Raw genomic sequence first — 14,616 nt, 5'->3', positions numbered from 1 at the left:
TGAAATAGCCGTCCCCATTGATTCGACAAAACCGGACGATTTCCTGCCAAAAAAACGAGTTGACAAGATGACTAATTCCTATAAAATAGGTTTGATATCTGTCCTTTACAACTAGAATCTGAAAGGAGTGATTGTGTTGATCGAAATTCGCAGCGTCAGCAAGACGTTTCAGCAGCGCGGTGCCGCTCCTTACACCGCGATTGACGACGTGTCTTTAACAATACAGAAGGGCGAGTTCGTCTCCCTGCTCGGGCCTTCCGGCTGCGGCAAATCGACGCTGCTTAACCTGGTAGCGGGGCTGGATCAAGCTGAGAAAGGGTCGATTGTCGTGAACGGCAAACCGTCTGAAGGTCCGGGACCCGACCGGGTCGTTGTGTTTCAGGAGCACGCCCTTTTCCCTTGGCTGACCGTGCTGGAGAACGTCGCCTTCGGCTTGAAGCAGAAAGGCATCCGTAAAGCGGAACGGGAAGCGTTGGCGAAGGAGCATATCAAGGCGGTTCATCTGAGCAAATTTACAGACCGGTATCCTCACGAGCTCTCCGGAGGGATGAAGCAGCGGGCGGCGATCGCGCGGGCCCTCGCCATGGATTCAGACATTTTACTGATGGACGAGCCGTTCGCGGCTTTGGACGAGCAAACCCGGCTCATCCTGCATAAAGATCTTGAAGAAATTTGGATGAAGACGCGTAAAACGATTTTGTTTATTACACATAATATCAGGGAAGCCGTTATCCTGTCCGACCGCGTGCTCGTCATGTCGACCCGTCCAGGTACGATTAAGAAGGAGTTCGCCGTGAAAGCGGCCCGCCCTCGGGATTACTCCGATTCCGTCTTACGCCACGTGGAAGCCAGCATCATGGAAGCGCTGGCCGATGAACTGGAAAAAGTGGTAAAGGAGGAGATGGGCGATGAATACAGCCTTAAGAAGAAGCATCTTTCTGATTCTGCTGCTGATAGCGTGGGAAGCGGGATTTAGAATTTTCGACTGGGGCTGGAAGTTCCCTTCCGTCACCCAGACGTTCCTTGCTTTCTATGACGGATTCGTTCACGGACAGCTGCTGGAAGCCACTTACCAGAGCTTGAAGAGACTTCTGCTGGCCTTCGTTCTGGCCATCGTCGTCGGAACGGCGCTTGGCTTTCTGTTCGCCCGCTATCGTCTCATTGACGATACCATCGGCTTTCTGGTTGTCGCCCTGCAGACCATTCCAAGTATTGCTTGGCTTCCGTTTGCCATCATCTGGTTTGGGATGGGTGATTTTGCCGTTATTTTCATCACCACGCTCGGCGCGACCTGGACGATGGCGATGGCAAGCCGGACCGGGATTAAGAACATCCCGTCTATTTACATTAAGGCAGCGCAAACGATGGGTACCGGGGATGGGCTGCGGATGTTTTATCAGGTCATGGTGCCCGCCGCTTTTCCGCATATGATGACCGGTGTGCGCGTCGCTTGGGCGTTTGCTTGGCGGGCGCTTGTTGCCGGCGAACTGATCGCCAAAGGCGTGGGCCTCGGGCAATTGCTGCAGGACGGCCGCAATCTGGCGGATACGGCGCTAATGCTCTGTATCGTCATTATCATCGCGGTGCTCGGTACGGTGTCCGACCATTTCTGCTTCAAGCGCCTGGAAGATAAATTGTTGGTGCGTTACGGTCTGATTAGCAGCAAAAAATAAGGATCCACTAGTGATCCGGCTACACAGCAAAGGAGAAAACAAGAGATGAAAAAAGGTTCTGTACTACTCGCAGTCTTGCTGTCCGGTGCGCTTGCCCTGTCGGCTTGCGGCGGCAAAACGGAAGCTCCGAACAATGCCGGCGGCGACGCTGCCGCAGCGAAGACGGTGCGTCTTGGCATTTTCAAGAACGTGACGCATGCACCGGGCTATGTAGCATTGGAGCAAGGATTGTTTCAAAAGCATTGGGGAGACAACGTCAAAATCGAGGTTCAGGCTTTCGATAACGGCTCCGATTTCTCCACCGCCCTGGCAACGGATCAAATCGACCTAGGCTTCGTAGGTCCCGGCCCGTCCACGAACCAATATATCAAGAGCAAAAACTTCCGCATCATCTCCGGCTCGAATAACGGAGGCGCGGTGCTCGTGGCAGGTAAAGATTCCGGCATTAACAGCGTGAAAGATTTGGCCGGCAAGACGGTTGCTATCCCGACCAAGGGAAGCACGAACGAAATTTCGCTGCGGCTCTTGCTTCAGGAGAACAACTTGAAAGTAACTACGGATAAAAGCGGCGTTCAGATCATCGCCCGTGCTCCGGCGGACACGCTCATCGCCATGCGCCAGAAGGAAATCGACGCCACGCTTATTCCGGAGCCATGGGGCACGCAGATGGAGCAGGAAGGCATCGGTAAAGTCATCGTGCCTTGGGACCAAATTCCGCCAAACAAAGGAAACTATCCGCTTGTCATTCTGGTAGCCGGGGATAAATTCCTGAAGGAAAACCGTGAATTGGCGAAGAAGGCGATCAAAGCGAACGCCGAAGCGATCGAATTTATCAAGCAAAACCCCGATAAATCGTATGAGCTTGTCAACAACCGGTTGAAGGAGCTCAGCGGCAAAGGGATGGACGTAGGCCTGATCAAGGCTGCGCTCTCTCATCTGAACCTGACGACCGACGTCAGTAAGGAAGCGATTGAAGAAATGGCGCGTGTCTCCATCGAGGCGGGCTACATCAAAGACATGAAGAAAGAAGAGCTTGATCTGAGCAAGTTCCTCGATCTCTCTTTGCTGGATGAAGTGAAGCAGGGCAAGTAAAGTGAAACGGAGCTGCGCGGCGCGCAGCTCCGTTTGTTTCGCCGGGAAATCAATAAGCTTTGGGCAGGCACCTCCATCTTGTGCGAAGCACCATCCCCGGCGAAATCGATGTGGTGTCGATTGCCGTCGAATTTCACTGTGTATTCGTGGTCATCTGTCACAGAGTGTGTTATATTGTTTGAAGAAAAAGGAAGTGTGGAGGCTAGCAGAATGACGGCATTCAAAGGATTTATAAAAGCGGATTTTGATACGTTTACGATCAACGGGTTGGAAGAACGGATGAAAGCCATTCAAACCCGGATCCAGCCCAAATTCCAAACGATCGGCGAAGATATTTTACAGTCTCTCTCCGTCCGCTCCGGACTGGAAATGTTCCTGCATATTGCAAAGCATGCCCGCAGAAAAGTGAATCCGCCCGTAGACACATGGATGGCTATAGCAAACAATAAACGCGGCTATAAGCAGCATCCTCATTTTCAAATCGGCTTGTTCGATGATCGGGTTTTCATCTGGCTTGCATTCATCTACGAGCTTCCAAATAAAAAGGAGATCGCAGAGAAGTTTCTGCAGCAGGCCCCCGAGATCAAACAACTTCTGCCGGCCGACGTTGTGATTTCGTTCGATCATATGAGGAAAGATGCGCTGAGTCTGTCAGCCATGGATGAAGAACAGTGGAAACAAGGCCTTGAGCGGTTTCGCGACGTGAAAAAGGCGGAGCTGCTGATCGGACGAAATATCATGAAAGACGACCCTGTTCTGCAAGACGGAGAAAAGTTCATTGAACTCGCTAACGAAACTTTCGATCATCTGCTGCCCTTATATCATTTATCTATGGGTATGAAAAATTAATTTTAAACTAAGCTTGCTTTAAAGTAAGGTTAATATGGTTTGCATACGCTATAGTTGGTGAAAACCGAAACCTACGTAAGGATGGTGCATTGTTATGAAGCAAACGTATGCCAAAAAAATGATTGTCTCCTCCCTAGCGCTTGCCTTGCTGCTGGGCGGCGGCACGCTTTACGGCACGAAGCAATTCGTTCGCGCAGAGACGCCGGATGCCGTCGTTCAGCCGCAGGACAGCGCGGACAAACCGGCAGGAGCCAAGGAATGGTCGGACAGAGGCGAAAAAGCACGCGGTAAGCACGGCAAGTCTATGCCGATCTTTGAGGAAGCTGCCGCCATTCTCGGCATGGATCAGGAGACGCTGAAGCAGTCGCTGAAGGACAAGACGCTGGTGCAGCTCGCCGCCGAGAAAAAGATCAGCGAAGCTGATCTGATCGCCAAGCTTCAAGCCGAGCGGACGAAACAAATCGACGAGGCCGCTGCCTCCGGCAAGCTGACGGCGGATAAAGCGGCGAAGCTGAAGCAGAATATGGAAGACCACCTGAAATTCATGGTGAACCAAAAGCTGAACGGCGAAGGAAAGAAGCGAATGCACGGACACGGAGGCAAGCATCAGATCATGATGCCCGCCAAGGAGAAGCTTGCCGGTATTCTAGGTATCTCGGAGGACGAATTGAAGGCGGAGCTCAAAGCCGGCAAATCGTTGGCAGAGATTGCTCAAGGCAAGGGAATCACCAAGGAACAGTTGATTAGCAAAATCAAAGATGAGATGACGCCGTGGATCGAGAAAATGGTTGACCGCAAGCATACAGCCGGCGACAAAAAAGCGGAATAATTATGGGCACAGGCGAAGGCTCCCCGGCCCTCGCCTGTTTCCATAGTCCCCTATTGTTTTGGAAGCATGCTAGTGATGAAGAAGATCGGATAAACAAAGGATTCCTGATGAGCGACATCATCTATATACGCGTAGGCTGACATCCTGCCGTGAACTGGTTGCTCCCTTCCTTTTCACTCCTGGATGGTTTCAATGCGCTGCAGAATCGAATACTCATCCGGGTAAATCATGATATATTCGGTCAAGCCGACCATGCGAAACAGCTTCTGATAATGCGGCGTGACCCCATAGGCGAACGTTTGACATCCGGTTTTCATGAGCGACCTCACAATGCGGATAAGAACCGCAATGCCCATACTGTTAATATAAGGAACCTGCGTGAAGTTCAGGATCAAAAACCTCTTATTTTGACCCAATCCCAGCTCCCACTCCCGTAAACCAAGCAAGCCTTCCTCGGATTGGTTTGAAAGATCGCCATATAAATCAATAATCACGGTTTTTACATGAGTCCGCATGTCTGCTCGAAATTGGCTGTCCATAGCAACCTCCTACCGATAAAAGGTAACATCCACATACACTTTCCCGTCCCTCTCACCAAATTCAAACCGGTCCGAAAGTCTTCTTATTAGGAACAACCCCCAGCCCCTCGGGTGTTCCTCCTTCCATTTGTCCGAAAGCGGCTGCTCATAAGGAATAACCGGCTTTCGGGTTCCATGATCCAGGACTCGAAATTTGTATTTTTCGTTGTCCGCGATCATTTGGAGCGTCACAGGGAGGCTTGGATTCGAGAGATTCCCGTGCTCGATCGCGTTCAAGCATACCTCGGCAATAACAGTCATTATATCATCAATTCGGTGTTCTTCCGGATTGATTCGAGCAATAACGGAGGCAACCTCTTGCATTATCTTCTTTTCACAGCCATATTCGCCGGGCATGTTCCATTCCTTAAAAACCGAAGCAGCACTCATTGATCCTCCCTCCTACTGCTAACGCGTGATAAGATCCGTTTCTATTGTCCACCATTCCTATAACAAAAAACTTACACGCTTGTGTATCCGTTCCATCTTACCATAACAAGCGTACGGTCATCGCCCAACTCTTCCGCTTCCTCATGCTGCGGTCGCTTGATCAGCCTTAACAGCTGTTCCTCAAGCCCCCGGTAAGGCGACAGCTGCCGGAGCTCCTGCTCCCACCATTCGAATCCCAGCATGCCCCCCGATGCATGGCGGCTCTCGATGATGCCGTCTGTATACAAAATGAATATATCTCCCGGAGCTAGTGTATTGAGGATCCCCTGATAAACCGTATCCGGTGAAATGCCCAGCGGCAGTGATGAGCATTGCAATTCCATCACCTGTCCATTTCGAAAGATGTAAGGATCGAGATGTCCTGCACTGGCATATTCCAACCGTGCCGTTCCGGATGACAGGTCAATCAGTGCCAGCCCCAAAGTCGTGAACATCTTTCCTTGCGTCATATGAAAAACATGGCGATTGAGCCTGGTTATGATATCCCCGGCTGTTCCTCCTTTGGCAGCCTCTGTGCGAAGTCCTGTCATCATAGCGGACACAAGCAGCGCTGCCGGCAATCCTTTTCCCGTCACATCGCCGATCGCCACACAATAATATCGTTCTCCCAGTGGAATGACATCGTAAAAATCTCCGCCAACCTCCTGACATTGTTGGCAGGAGGCCGCAATGTCCACCCCTTCCATTACGGGAAAAGATGTCGGAAGCAGCCGTTGCTGAACCTTGTACGCCAGCTTCAGCTGACGATCAACCTCGTCGTATGTTCGTTCCACCCAATGTTGAAGAGCATTGAAGGCATCAGCCAGCCTTCCCGTTTCGTCGAGTGAGATGATGGTAAGCTTCTGATGCAAGGTTGTTTTCATTCCTCCGGACAGGGCGTGCAGACCGTCAATCAGCATCCGAAGTTCCTTACGAAGCTCCACCATATACAGCGATACAATTCCGATAGCGAAAGCAGCATATACCCCGGCTATCAACAAAAAGTCACTAACCTTAAAAAGTTCATCGGGGTTCGATCGAACAATGACGCGCGATGCGGCTGAAAATGTAATCACAAAGCAAACAACTGCTGACATAGCAATCAGGCTTACAGCGGAATAAGGTTTCTCACGGACAATCGAATGTATCTCCAAACGGACAGCATAAGAACGCAGAAGATGCCGGGTAATGCTGAACAACAGGATGGCCAGGATGAGAGAGAGGCTTAGCTCGGATAAAACGCTATTGAGCAAACGGGCAGCATTGTCAATCGAAGCTAAGGCTCTGCTGCCCATCATGATTTCTGACCCATGATACAAAACGATGAATACAATGGAAAGCAGCACCATTCCCCAAAATAATTCCAGCGGAAACCGCATAAGCCGGTCGAAAACGATGGATTTGGCAACATGCGGGGGCTGCACTCGGAAATATCGGAGGACCGGATACAAACGCCAATATGTAATCGCCAGCAGCAAAAGCGTGAACACAAGGTCGCTTAACAGAACGAAAGGAACGTTGAACTCCAGCAATTTCTGTATCGTTCTTCCATGGATAACGATATTGTTGATAAAAATAAAAATGGAGCCTCCGAACAACGCAGCGATATAAGCCGCCAGCAGCCGCAGCATAAGTCCTTTCGACCTGTCATGTGCCGCCATGCTTGTCCCTCCCGGCTCTGAATGCCATGACACAGCTTTGAACCTCCATGCTTTGGTTGGAAGAGACGAACCCTTGCCGAAGCACAGCCCGCTGCTCCCATACTGCGTATACATCCTCTCCTGACGGAACAGCCATGCCTGACGCATGCAGCATGACGATGCATTCCCTCTGCAACGGAAATTGCCGGTTATCGTATTGCCTATGATAACGGCTTCCCAGCGGCTCCGCATGCGGACCTCCTTCAAGGTATGGCTCCGACTGAACGACCCGCGCACACATGTTGCCGGCCAAAGCATATTCCAGCATCCCTCGTTCACTATCGATGATCCCGATGGCCATATGTATGTGAAGGCCGTCCGGCAAAATGTCGGCCAGCGAAGCATTCAACTCCGTTAACAGTTCTCCCGCTGAAGCTGCATCTTGAACTTTCGTACGGAGCATCATGAGAAGTGCTGACATAACCAGCGCTGAAGGCAGGCCTTTCCCTGTCACGCTGCCCGCCGCAATGGCTGCACGATGATCCGTTAACGGCAGCACATCATAGAAACCTCCCCCGACTTCCAACGGCCAGCTGCAAGCTCCGTCAAACCGCCATTCCTTGAATTCCTCGGGCCGATGGGCAAACAGCTGCTCCTGCACATGTAACGCCAGCTTCATGTCATTGTCGATGCGTGCATATTCCTTCTCGAACCGGGACTGCAGCGCGTTAAAGGCCATGGCCAGCTCCCCGGATTCATACGGGGAAGCGATCGGAATACGGCTGTGCAGCTGCCCGCGCTTCATTCCCGCCAACTCGCGCAGCTTAACAGTCATTCGCTCCAAATCGCGGAACAAATAATAAGCCGTATAATAAATGGCGGTAAAAGCGATCACGGTTACCGTCGCTCCAATGACCAATAGTACGGCGATTTTCGGAGCCTCCCCGACTAGCCTAGTGTCAATCGCATACCAGAACATGCGCAGCAATAAATAGACGATACTGCAGCTCAGGATGAGAATGATCATGCCGGCAGCGCTTCTGAACCGGAAGATCTCCTGCTGAAAGATGCGCATGTCTCGAAGATAAGGCCGCAAAATCCAGCGCGCTGTACAGTAGTGGATCATGGCAAACGCAAAATAGGCCGTAAAGTTAAACATAGTGCTCTTTCCATATTGCAGCGTAATTTCCGGTGGCCACGGCGGGAGGTCTAGTACTGAAAAAAGATAGATTTGCGAGACCAACATCCCGCTGAGCAGAAAGAACCGGAATAATTCCCCCGGGAAGCTTGTCAGCCGAAACCATCGCTGCAGCTCCATATCTGAAGGCTGATTAGGTTGACCTGCCTCACCCCGTAACTTCAGCCGATAATAGGTGAAAACAGAGAGCAAGACGATCAGGATCATGTTCCCGATGGAGAAGCTTTTTATCGTGAGAAGATGGTTAGCCGCTGTATTCCCGGTGATGAACTTGTTCGAAAACAGCATCATGCCGGCCGAGGCCCCCGTAAGGAGGATAACGTAAATCATACACAAGCGCAGCCTCACATCAGAGAAGATTGTCAACGCGTACTTCCCCCCAAGAGAAGATAAGTCTCTTCGGACGGTTCCGTCCCCAACTCGTCTCGACACCACTGGGCGAACCGCTCATAAACTTCTGCCGCTTCGCTTTGCCGGTGCGTGCGGATCAATAGACGCATGAACCGCTGACAAGCTTCTTCCTGATAAGGTTTAAGATCGATCCACTCCCGGCAGTACATTTCCTCGAGGACCGTTTCCTGCTGTTCCTCTGCCATCAGGCACAGCTTGCGGATGACAGCAACCTGCTTTTCCAGAACATACTCCCGCATGTTCTCGAGCCATGAAATATATGGAAGCTCGGGAAGCAGCTCGTCGTACAGGGCGTAAGCCTGCAGATAGAATTCATAGGCTAGGGGGCGGTCCTTCAGCCACAATTGGTCGGCCACCCGAAGCAGCGTCAAGTACCGTTCCACATCTACATACTCAAAGGCGTCTTCACGGAGAATGACCAAGCCTTCACGACTGTACACTCCCTCGTGAATAGACAACTGTTCGTGCAGCGTTTGCTTTAACTGATGGATAATCACATACAGCGATTTAGCGGCCTTCTCGGGATCTTCTCCAAGCTCAAGAATCTCTATAAGCTGCTCCTTCGCGCATGTGTATTTGGGCTGAAGCAACAGATAGACGCACAACTCCTGCGCCTTCCTTCGTTTCCATCGGATATTGCGCACCTCCTCGGCACCGCGCCCGACCGTCAGACCGCCGAAAAAGCGAATCCACCACCCGGCCTGTGGTTTTGGCTGCTCGATCCGGATCGTTTCCGGCTCCTGAACAAGATCCGGAGAAGAAGAGCAATTCGGCAGCCTCAAATGACGGGCGATCCGACCGGCCTCTTGCATAACCGCTTTTGCCTCCTCAGCGAGCTCAAGGCGTAACAGCCAATCATACTCGGCAAGCAGCAAAGCGTGCTGCAGCTGCATATCGGAGGGGTATTGTTTCTTTAGCTCGCTTAGTCTGTCTGCGAAGGCGGCAGCCTCCTCGGGGCAAACCTGTAACGCCGCCCTAAAGAAAGCCACTTGCACGCCGACCAAAATATAATACGGCCCCCTCCCCCGGAAAGGGGAATGGACCTGTCTCTTCAGCTGTGAGTATACATGCTCCCAGCGTTCAAGCTGCGCATTCTGAAGCGATATAATCCAGTCTGCACTGAGGCTGCCGTCTTCCGTCACGGCTGACCATCGCTTCAGCTTCCATTCCAGGTCCCTCCACTCCTTCGGATGAAGCTCGGCACCGCATTGAGTTATAAGTTCAGCCAATGTACAGGCAGCCTGGTCCATTTGAAGCTTCCGCTCGTACAACACAACCGCTTCGAGATACCACATCTTTGCCTGAGCATCGGCATCGATTAAGCGGCTGCCCGCCGCCAAAGCGCGGGGAAGACCGCCTTCCCGCTCCCCGGAAGGCGTCCTCTCATATTCCGTCTTAAGAAATAGGAGCAATGTTTCTGCCGATGCCAAGTCTCCCATCCGCAGCTGCACTTGCACCAATGCACACATCGCCGACAACAGACGGGCCGGGAGGGCCATCGCTCCGAACCCCTTCATCGCCTGTTCGAACCGCTGTCTCGCCTCGGAAAGCTGACCGTTGCCATAGCATATATTCCCAAGTGCTTGCAGAAGCAGCGGGGAAGCGTTCAGATAGGAGTCAGGAATTTGCCGAAGCAGCTCTTCCTGTACCTCCCTTTCCTCCAGCAAAGCGCATTCCATTCGCATCACCGCTTCCCGGAAGCGATTTCTTCGCAGCAGTCCATCCATGCTTTCATCCGGTATCAAGAGCCTTTTCGCCGCCTTTTTCTTAGCTGATTTCATCCACCGCTGAAATCTTATACTTTCTTATATCTTAACATAAAAAGCGCTGCGGCGTCCCTTGCCTTTCAGCGAAAATAATTCATATCACCTCAGCTTATTCCGTTGCTGTTGCCTTATCTATGACCGCTTTAATATGCCGCGCAAAGGCATCATTGTCTCTTGCTAACCATTCCTCAGGCAGAAATTCGATCGTTTCCGTAATGATGTCTTTTTCTGCAATCGTATGAAGCAGCCCGGCTTTCCTGTTGATTCCCAGAATCAAATGAAGCTTATCCGGCATCCACACGGGAGTTGCCATAATCTCATCCAATAATAAATGGTATTCATCCGATACCCCATAAATGATTCGTTGAATAAAAGGGTCCGGACTGACCTGTGTGTTTCCGTTTTCCGTCAAATACGATTCTACAAGCGGAAAGCCGAGGCGGTTCATCGCATCCAAGATACGCTGCATCAATGGATGGGGAAGCACAGTGATCCTGTCTTTATCCAAAGAATCGACCGCTTTCTCCATATTGAGCCGGGTTTCAAACCATATTTTTTCCCGGGATAACGTAATAGGCGTGTGCAGCGGAATGGCAATAGATAATGGATATTGTTTGACTTCAAACGATTGAATGTGAAAATCACATGGAAGCGTATACGCGTTCAGAAGTACTTTTGCAGTAGACGTCCGGTGTTCCCCTTCAGAGTCCGTGTAATAGGTCGTGTATTCAGTGAATAAGGCGATTTCGCAGCTTTGTAATTCCTGTTCTGTTTTTCCGCCTTGAATCCTGACCGTTCCCGTAATTTCTTCCCCGGCTGTCAATTGATGTGACGGAAGCCGAAAATCGACCTTCACGCTGCCGATACCTACCCGAGCCAGCATCTTTTTAAACAATGACACAGGCACACATCCTTTCGTTTTCCATCCTTGAAAATGATGCCTCATGATATCGCAAATAACTTACAAAATCATTGCAATATTCCGTTGGGCAAGCTTGTAAGTTTCCTGTAATCAAGGCTCGTTATAGTGAATGCTGAGTATGAATCAAATCTTGCGAGGAGTGAAGAAGATGAAAAAAGGGATTGCATCCATTCTGTTGCTGTTCATGCTGAGCATTTTTGTGCCCGGCGCACTTTTTTTCGGATCGGTCCAGGCGGCCGATACCATTACATGGGGTGATAAGCAAAGCGGCGTTTACGATAAGCTGCACCCCTATACGCTGAATTGGTCCGGTGACGTGCTTGATCGAGGGGGACTCAATTTACTTGAGTTGAAGTACACGACAAGCAGCTCCGATGCAGATATTGTCATCAATCAATACGGCGACATTGGGGCATTGGCGATTCGTAAGCTGGACTCTGAGGATCTGACGAAACCGACCGACCGTAATGTAACCGGCTTCACCAATTCGCTTGAAATAGAACAAGGAGCTGTTTATCTCGTCGTGCTGCATGACGGCAGCCATTCTAAAATCAAAATCGACCGCATTTTGCCGGATAACGGCTTTTCGATTACTAAAGTGACGTTCTCCTATGTGCTTGAGGTTCCGGAACAGGAGAACGACGGAAGCACAAACAGTCAAAATAACGGGACTTCCCCTCCGGTGTCCCTGGACTTGGGTTCTCCCGAAAAGGATATTCTCAATCCTTCAGCGGTTTACGAATTTGAGGAGAATGGAAGCATTACACTGCCTTGGAAGCAGTTAAACGGACATGTCTCTTGGGACATCTACCGTTCGGACAACGGCAAGCCTTATGTGAAAATGACCGACTTTAAGCTGACCGAGCCGCAATATATCGATAATTATACGTTTGCCGGACATACGTACCTATATAAAATCGCATCTTATGACAGAAATGATAATCTGATTTCCATCTCATCGGCACTCAAGGTGACCATCGTAAAAAAAGCCTCTCAAGCGCCCGTTAACGAGGGAAACCGGACGCCCGTTAACGAAGGAAACCGGATTTTGCTGCAAATTGATAATACAACGGCTTTGGTTAACTTAAAATCCCACACCTTGGAAACGGCGCCTTTCATCTACGACGGCAGAACTCTCGTCCCTCTCCGTTTTATCAGTGAGGCGCTCGGCGCTCAAGTGAAATGGAACGGCGAGCAGCGCAGCATTACATTGACTGTAGGGCAGGATACAATCGTGCTGGTTATCGGTCAATCTGCAGCGAGAGTGAACGGCAAGACCGTCATGATGGACGTCCCGGCCATGATCTATAACAACACCACCATGGTTCCTGTGCGATTCGTGAGCGAGCAGTTAAACCAAAAAATCACCTTTAACGATGAAACACGAACCATTCTCATCGTCAGTAAAGACGCAGCAGAAGCCAGCGATGACAATTCGCTGTCAACCTCAGACCCAGCTGATTACTTTATCGGCAAATGGAACATGTGGGTCCCGGCAGGCCGCGATGGAGCGAGCGGCGGAACCTTGACGATTGCTGCGGACGGCACCATCTCCTTCTATTGGAACGGACCGCAGACCGGCACATGGACGTTAGATCAAGCAACGGGCAAGCTGCTGCTCTCCGGTTACAAGAGCGGCTGGGATTGGACCGTAACGCGAACCGAAGACGGCATCACCGTCTCTACATTTGGTGTCCACGAAACAGGAACGCGTGCGAAATAAACGAAAGAGACATTCCTCAAGTCAGAATGGGCAGCCATCCGGGTTGTGGAGAAAAACGGTCTGCGTTTTGAAGGTATGGCACAGCGGTGCTGCGTATGAAAGCGATCTGCGCCATCGCCATGGAGGAAGGGAAGAACAGACGGAAGAGGTGTAAGAAAAGCTTCTGATCGAAGCCTTTTCGATGAAGATACATTCGTGTTTTAGAGGAAGTTTTTCTTGAAATATCAGAATCATGATCCTCCGGATCAAACTTATAAATTTTGATATTATAAAAAAGCTGCCGCAGCGGGAGTATCGCCTACGGCAGCTTTCTTATTTGGTCAGAGCGGCTGACTTGATGTTCTGGTGCCGATCCGATCCAATACTATAAAGCGGTACAACAAATAGAGCGCTCCGACCGACAACACTGCGCCGATCAAGAACGGCAGGCTGTGGCTGTAATCGTAAATGCCGGCTCCGAGCAGCGGTCCCGCGATGCGGCCCAGGCTGTCCATCGACGAGCTCAAGCCGGATGCGACCCCCTGCCCGACCTTGGTCTTCTGCGTGATCAGCGAGGTTACACAGGGCCGGATCAACGCATTCCCGGCCGCAAATACGCTTAAGTAAATCGAAGCGGTGAGCAGGCTGCTGGAAAACAAAATAAGCACGAAGCCCGCCGCCGACAATAACAAGCCGATGCCGATAACACGGGACTCCTGTCCCCGCTTGATAAGACGGCGTACAACTCCGCCCTGAATCAAGGCGCCGACGATGCCGCTTACGGCGAACATGATGCCGAGCTGCTGCGGAGTAGCTCCGATCTGATCCCGTTGGAACAGCAGCAGCGTCGCCTCGAGACCGGCCAGCGAGAAGGAGACGAAGAACGACAAGACGTACAAATATTTCAGCGAGCCGACGAAGGCCGTCCAGCGCGACTGTTTCGAATCCCGCGTCTGCTGGCGGGCTTCCGCGGACACCGATTCCTGCAGCATGAAATAAGCGAATACGAACATGAGCAGCGCCAGCAGCGCTGCAGCGAAGAACGGCACATGGTAACCGAAGCCGCTTAACAAGCCGCCGACCGCCGGGCCGAAAATAAACCCGAGTCCGATCGACATGCCGACCAGCCCCATCCCTTTCGTCCGGTTTTCTTCAGATGTAATGTCCGCAACGTAAGCGACCGCACAGGCCGTAACTGCCCCGGAGAACAAGCCGCCCAAAATACGCGAAATATACATAAGGACCAGATGGTCTCCGGCAATGCCGAAAATGAAGAAGCTTACGCTGAACCCCAATGTGCCGATCATAATGATCGGACGTCTGCCGATCCGGTCTGACCAAGCTCCCCAAAACGGCGACATGAGGAACGAAACGAGCGAGTACACGGAGAGCAGCATGCCCAGATGAAAGCTTTCGGCGCCCGATCCGGTTACAACCTCGGGGAGCACGGGAATAATGATGCCAAAGCCGATAAAAATCGTCATGATCAGCACCATGATTACGAGAAGCCTTTTGTCCATAGGTGTG

The 14,616-nt window shown here is 51.2% G+C and carries 13 protein-coding genes; 6 read left to right on the top strand and 7 right to left on the bottom strand.

The genetic code is table 11. The annotated features are described in order from the left end of the window. Nucleotides 1-136 precede the first annotated feature (136 nt). The 5 genes from ACZ439_RS23725 (at nt 137) to ACZ439_RS23705 (ending at nt 4,443) form a co-directional block, all read left to right on the top strand. A complete protein-coding gene (locus ACZ439_RS23725; RefSeq protein ID WP_054798762.1) occupies nt 137-976 on the top strand; it encodes an ABC transporter ATP-binding protein in 840 nt (279 codons plus the stop codon). Beyond that, nucleotides 909-1,673 (top strand): ABC transporter permease, encoded by a 765-nt coding sequence (locus ACZ439_RS23720; RefSeq protein WP_236595859.1) that lies wholly within the window; start codon nt 909-911, stop codon nt 1,671-1,673. The genes ACZ439_RS23725 and ACZ439_RS23720 overlap by 68 nt, the downstream gene beginning before the upstream one ends. A gap of 45 nt (nt 1,674-1,718) precedes the next feature. Further along, nucleotides 1,719-2,765, top strand: a complete 1,047-nt coding sequence (locus tag ACZ439_RS23715) for an ABC transporter substrate-binding protein (protein ID WP_127607368.1) — start codon at nt 1,719-1,721, stop codon at nt 2,763-2,765. Nucleotides 2,766-2,975: 210 nt separating this feature from the next. Continuing rightward, nucleotides 2,976-3,614, top strand: coding sequence for a DUF1054 domain-containing protein (locus ACZ439_RS23710; RefSeq protein WP_054795596.1), 639 nt, complete (start codon nt 2,976-2,978; stop codon nt 3,612-3,614). A 94-nt stretch (nt 3,615-3,708) separates the two neighbouring features. Further along, the gene (locus ACZ439_RS23705) at nt 3,709-4,443 is read left to right on the top strand and encodes a hypothetical protein (RefSeq protein ID WP_201318422.1); all 735 of its coding nucleotides are present in this window, start codon (nt 3,709-3,711) and stop codon (nt 4,441-4,443) included. Between the two features lie 173 nt (nt 4,444-4,616). On the opposite strand, the gene ACZ439_RS23700 is transcribed toward ACZ439_RS23705, so the two are convergent. The 6 genes from ACZ439_RS23700 to ACZ439_RS23675 all read right to left on the bottom strand — a co-directional run bounded on the left by ACZ439_RS23700 (nt 4,617) and on the right by ACZ439_RS23675 (nt 11,366). Further along, the gene (locus ACZ439_RS23700; protein ID WP_054795595.1) at nt 4,617-4,982 is read right to left on the bottom strand and encodes an STAS domain-containing protein; all 366 of its coding nucleotides are present in this window, start codon (nt 4,980-4,982) and stop codon (nt 4,617-4,619) included. Nucleotides 4,983-4,991: 9 nt separating this feature from the next. After that, nucleotides 4,992-5,411: an ATP-binding protein gene (locus ACZ439_RS23695; RefSeq protein ID WP_054795594.1), complete on the bottom strand. Its 420-nt coding sequence runs from the start codon at nt 5,409-5,411 to the stop codon at nt 4,992-4,994. A 71-nt stretch (nt 5,412-5,482) separates the two neighbouring features. Further along, a complete protein-coding gene (locus ACZ439_RS23690) occupies nt 5,483-7,111 on the bottom strand; it encodes a PP2C family protein-serine/threonine phosphatase (protein ID WP_164751791.1) in 1,629 nt (542 codons plus the stop codon). Next, complete coding sequence (locus ACZ439_RS23685; protein ID WP_164751790.1) at nt 7,098-8,579, bottom strand: SpoIIE family protein phosphatase; 1,482 nt, start codon at nt 8,577-8,579, stop codon at nt 7,098-7,100. The genes ACZ439_RS23690 and ACZ439_RS23685 overlap by 14 nt, the downstream gene beginning before the upstream one ends. 71 nt (nt 8,580-8,650) lie before the next feature. Next, nucleotides 8,651-10,444, bottom strand: coding sequence for an AfsR/SARP family transcriptional regulator (locus tag ACZ439_RS23680; RefSeq protein ID WP_054795588.1), 1,794 nt, complete (start codon nt 10,442-10,444; stop codon nt 8,651-8,653). A 130-nt stretch (nt 10,445-10,574) separates the two neighbouring features. Continuing rightward, nucleotides 10,575-11,366, bottom strand: coding sequence for a sporulation protein (locus ACZ439_RS23675; protein ID WP_164751789.1), 792 nt, complete (start codon nt 11,364-11,366; stop codon nt 10,575-10,577). 169 nt (nt 11,367-11,535) lie between these two features. Here ACZ439_RS23675 and ACZ439_RS23670 point away from each other — a divergent pair, with 169 nt between their 5' ends. Then, the gene (locus tag ACZ439_RS23670) at nt 11,536-13,110 is read left to right on the top strand and encodes a copper amine oxidase N-terminal domain-containing protein (protein ID WP_164751788.1); all 1,575 of its coding nucleotides are present in this window, start codon (nt 11,536-11,538) and stop codon (nt 13,108-13,110) included. A gap of 320 nt (nt 13,111-13,430) precedes the next feature. Here ACZ439_RS23670 and ACZ439_RS23665 read toward each other — a convergent pair whose 3' ends face one another. Next, a complete protein-coding gene (locus ACZ439_RS23665; RefSeq protein WP_054795582.1) occupies nt 13,431-14,609 on the bottom strand; it encodes an MFS transporter in 1,179 nt (392 codons plus the stop codon). Nucleotides 14,610-14,616 lie beyond the last annotated feature (7 nt).

It is taken from the genome of Paenibacillus sp. JCM 9796, from assembly GCF_055379675.1.
Note: the sequence above shows the minus strand (reverse complement) of the source record. Positions and strands in the feature narration are given on the sequence as shown.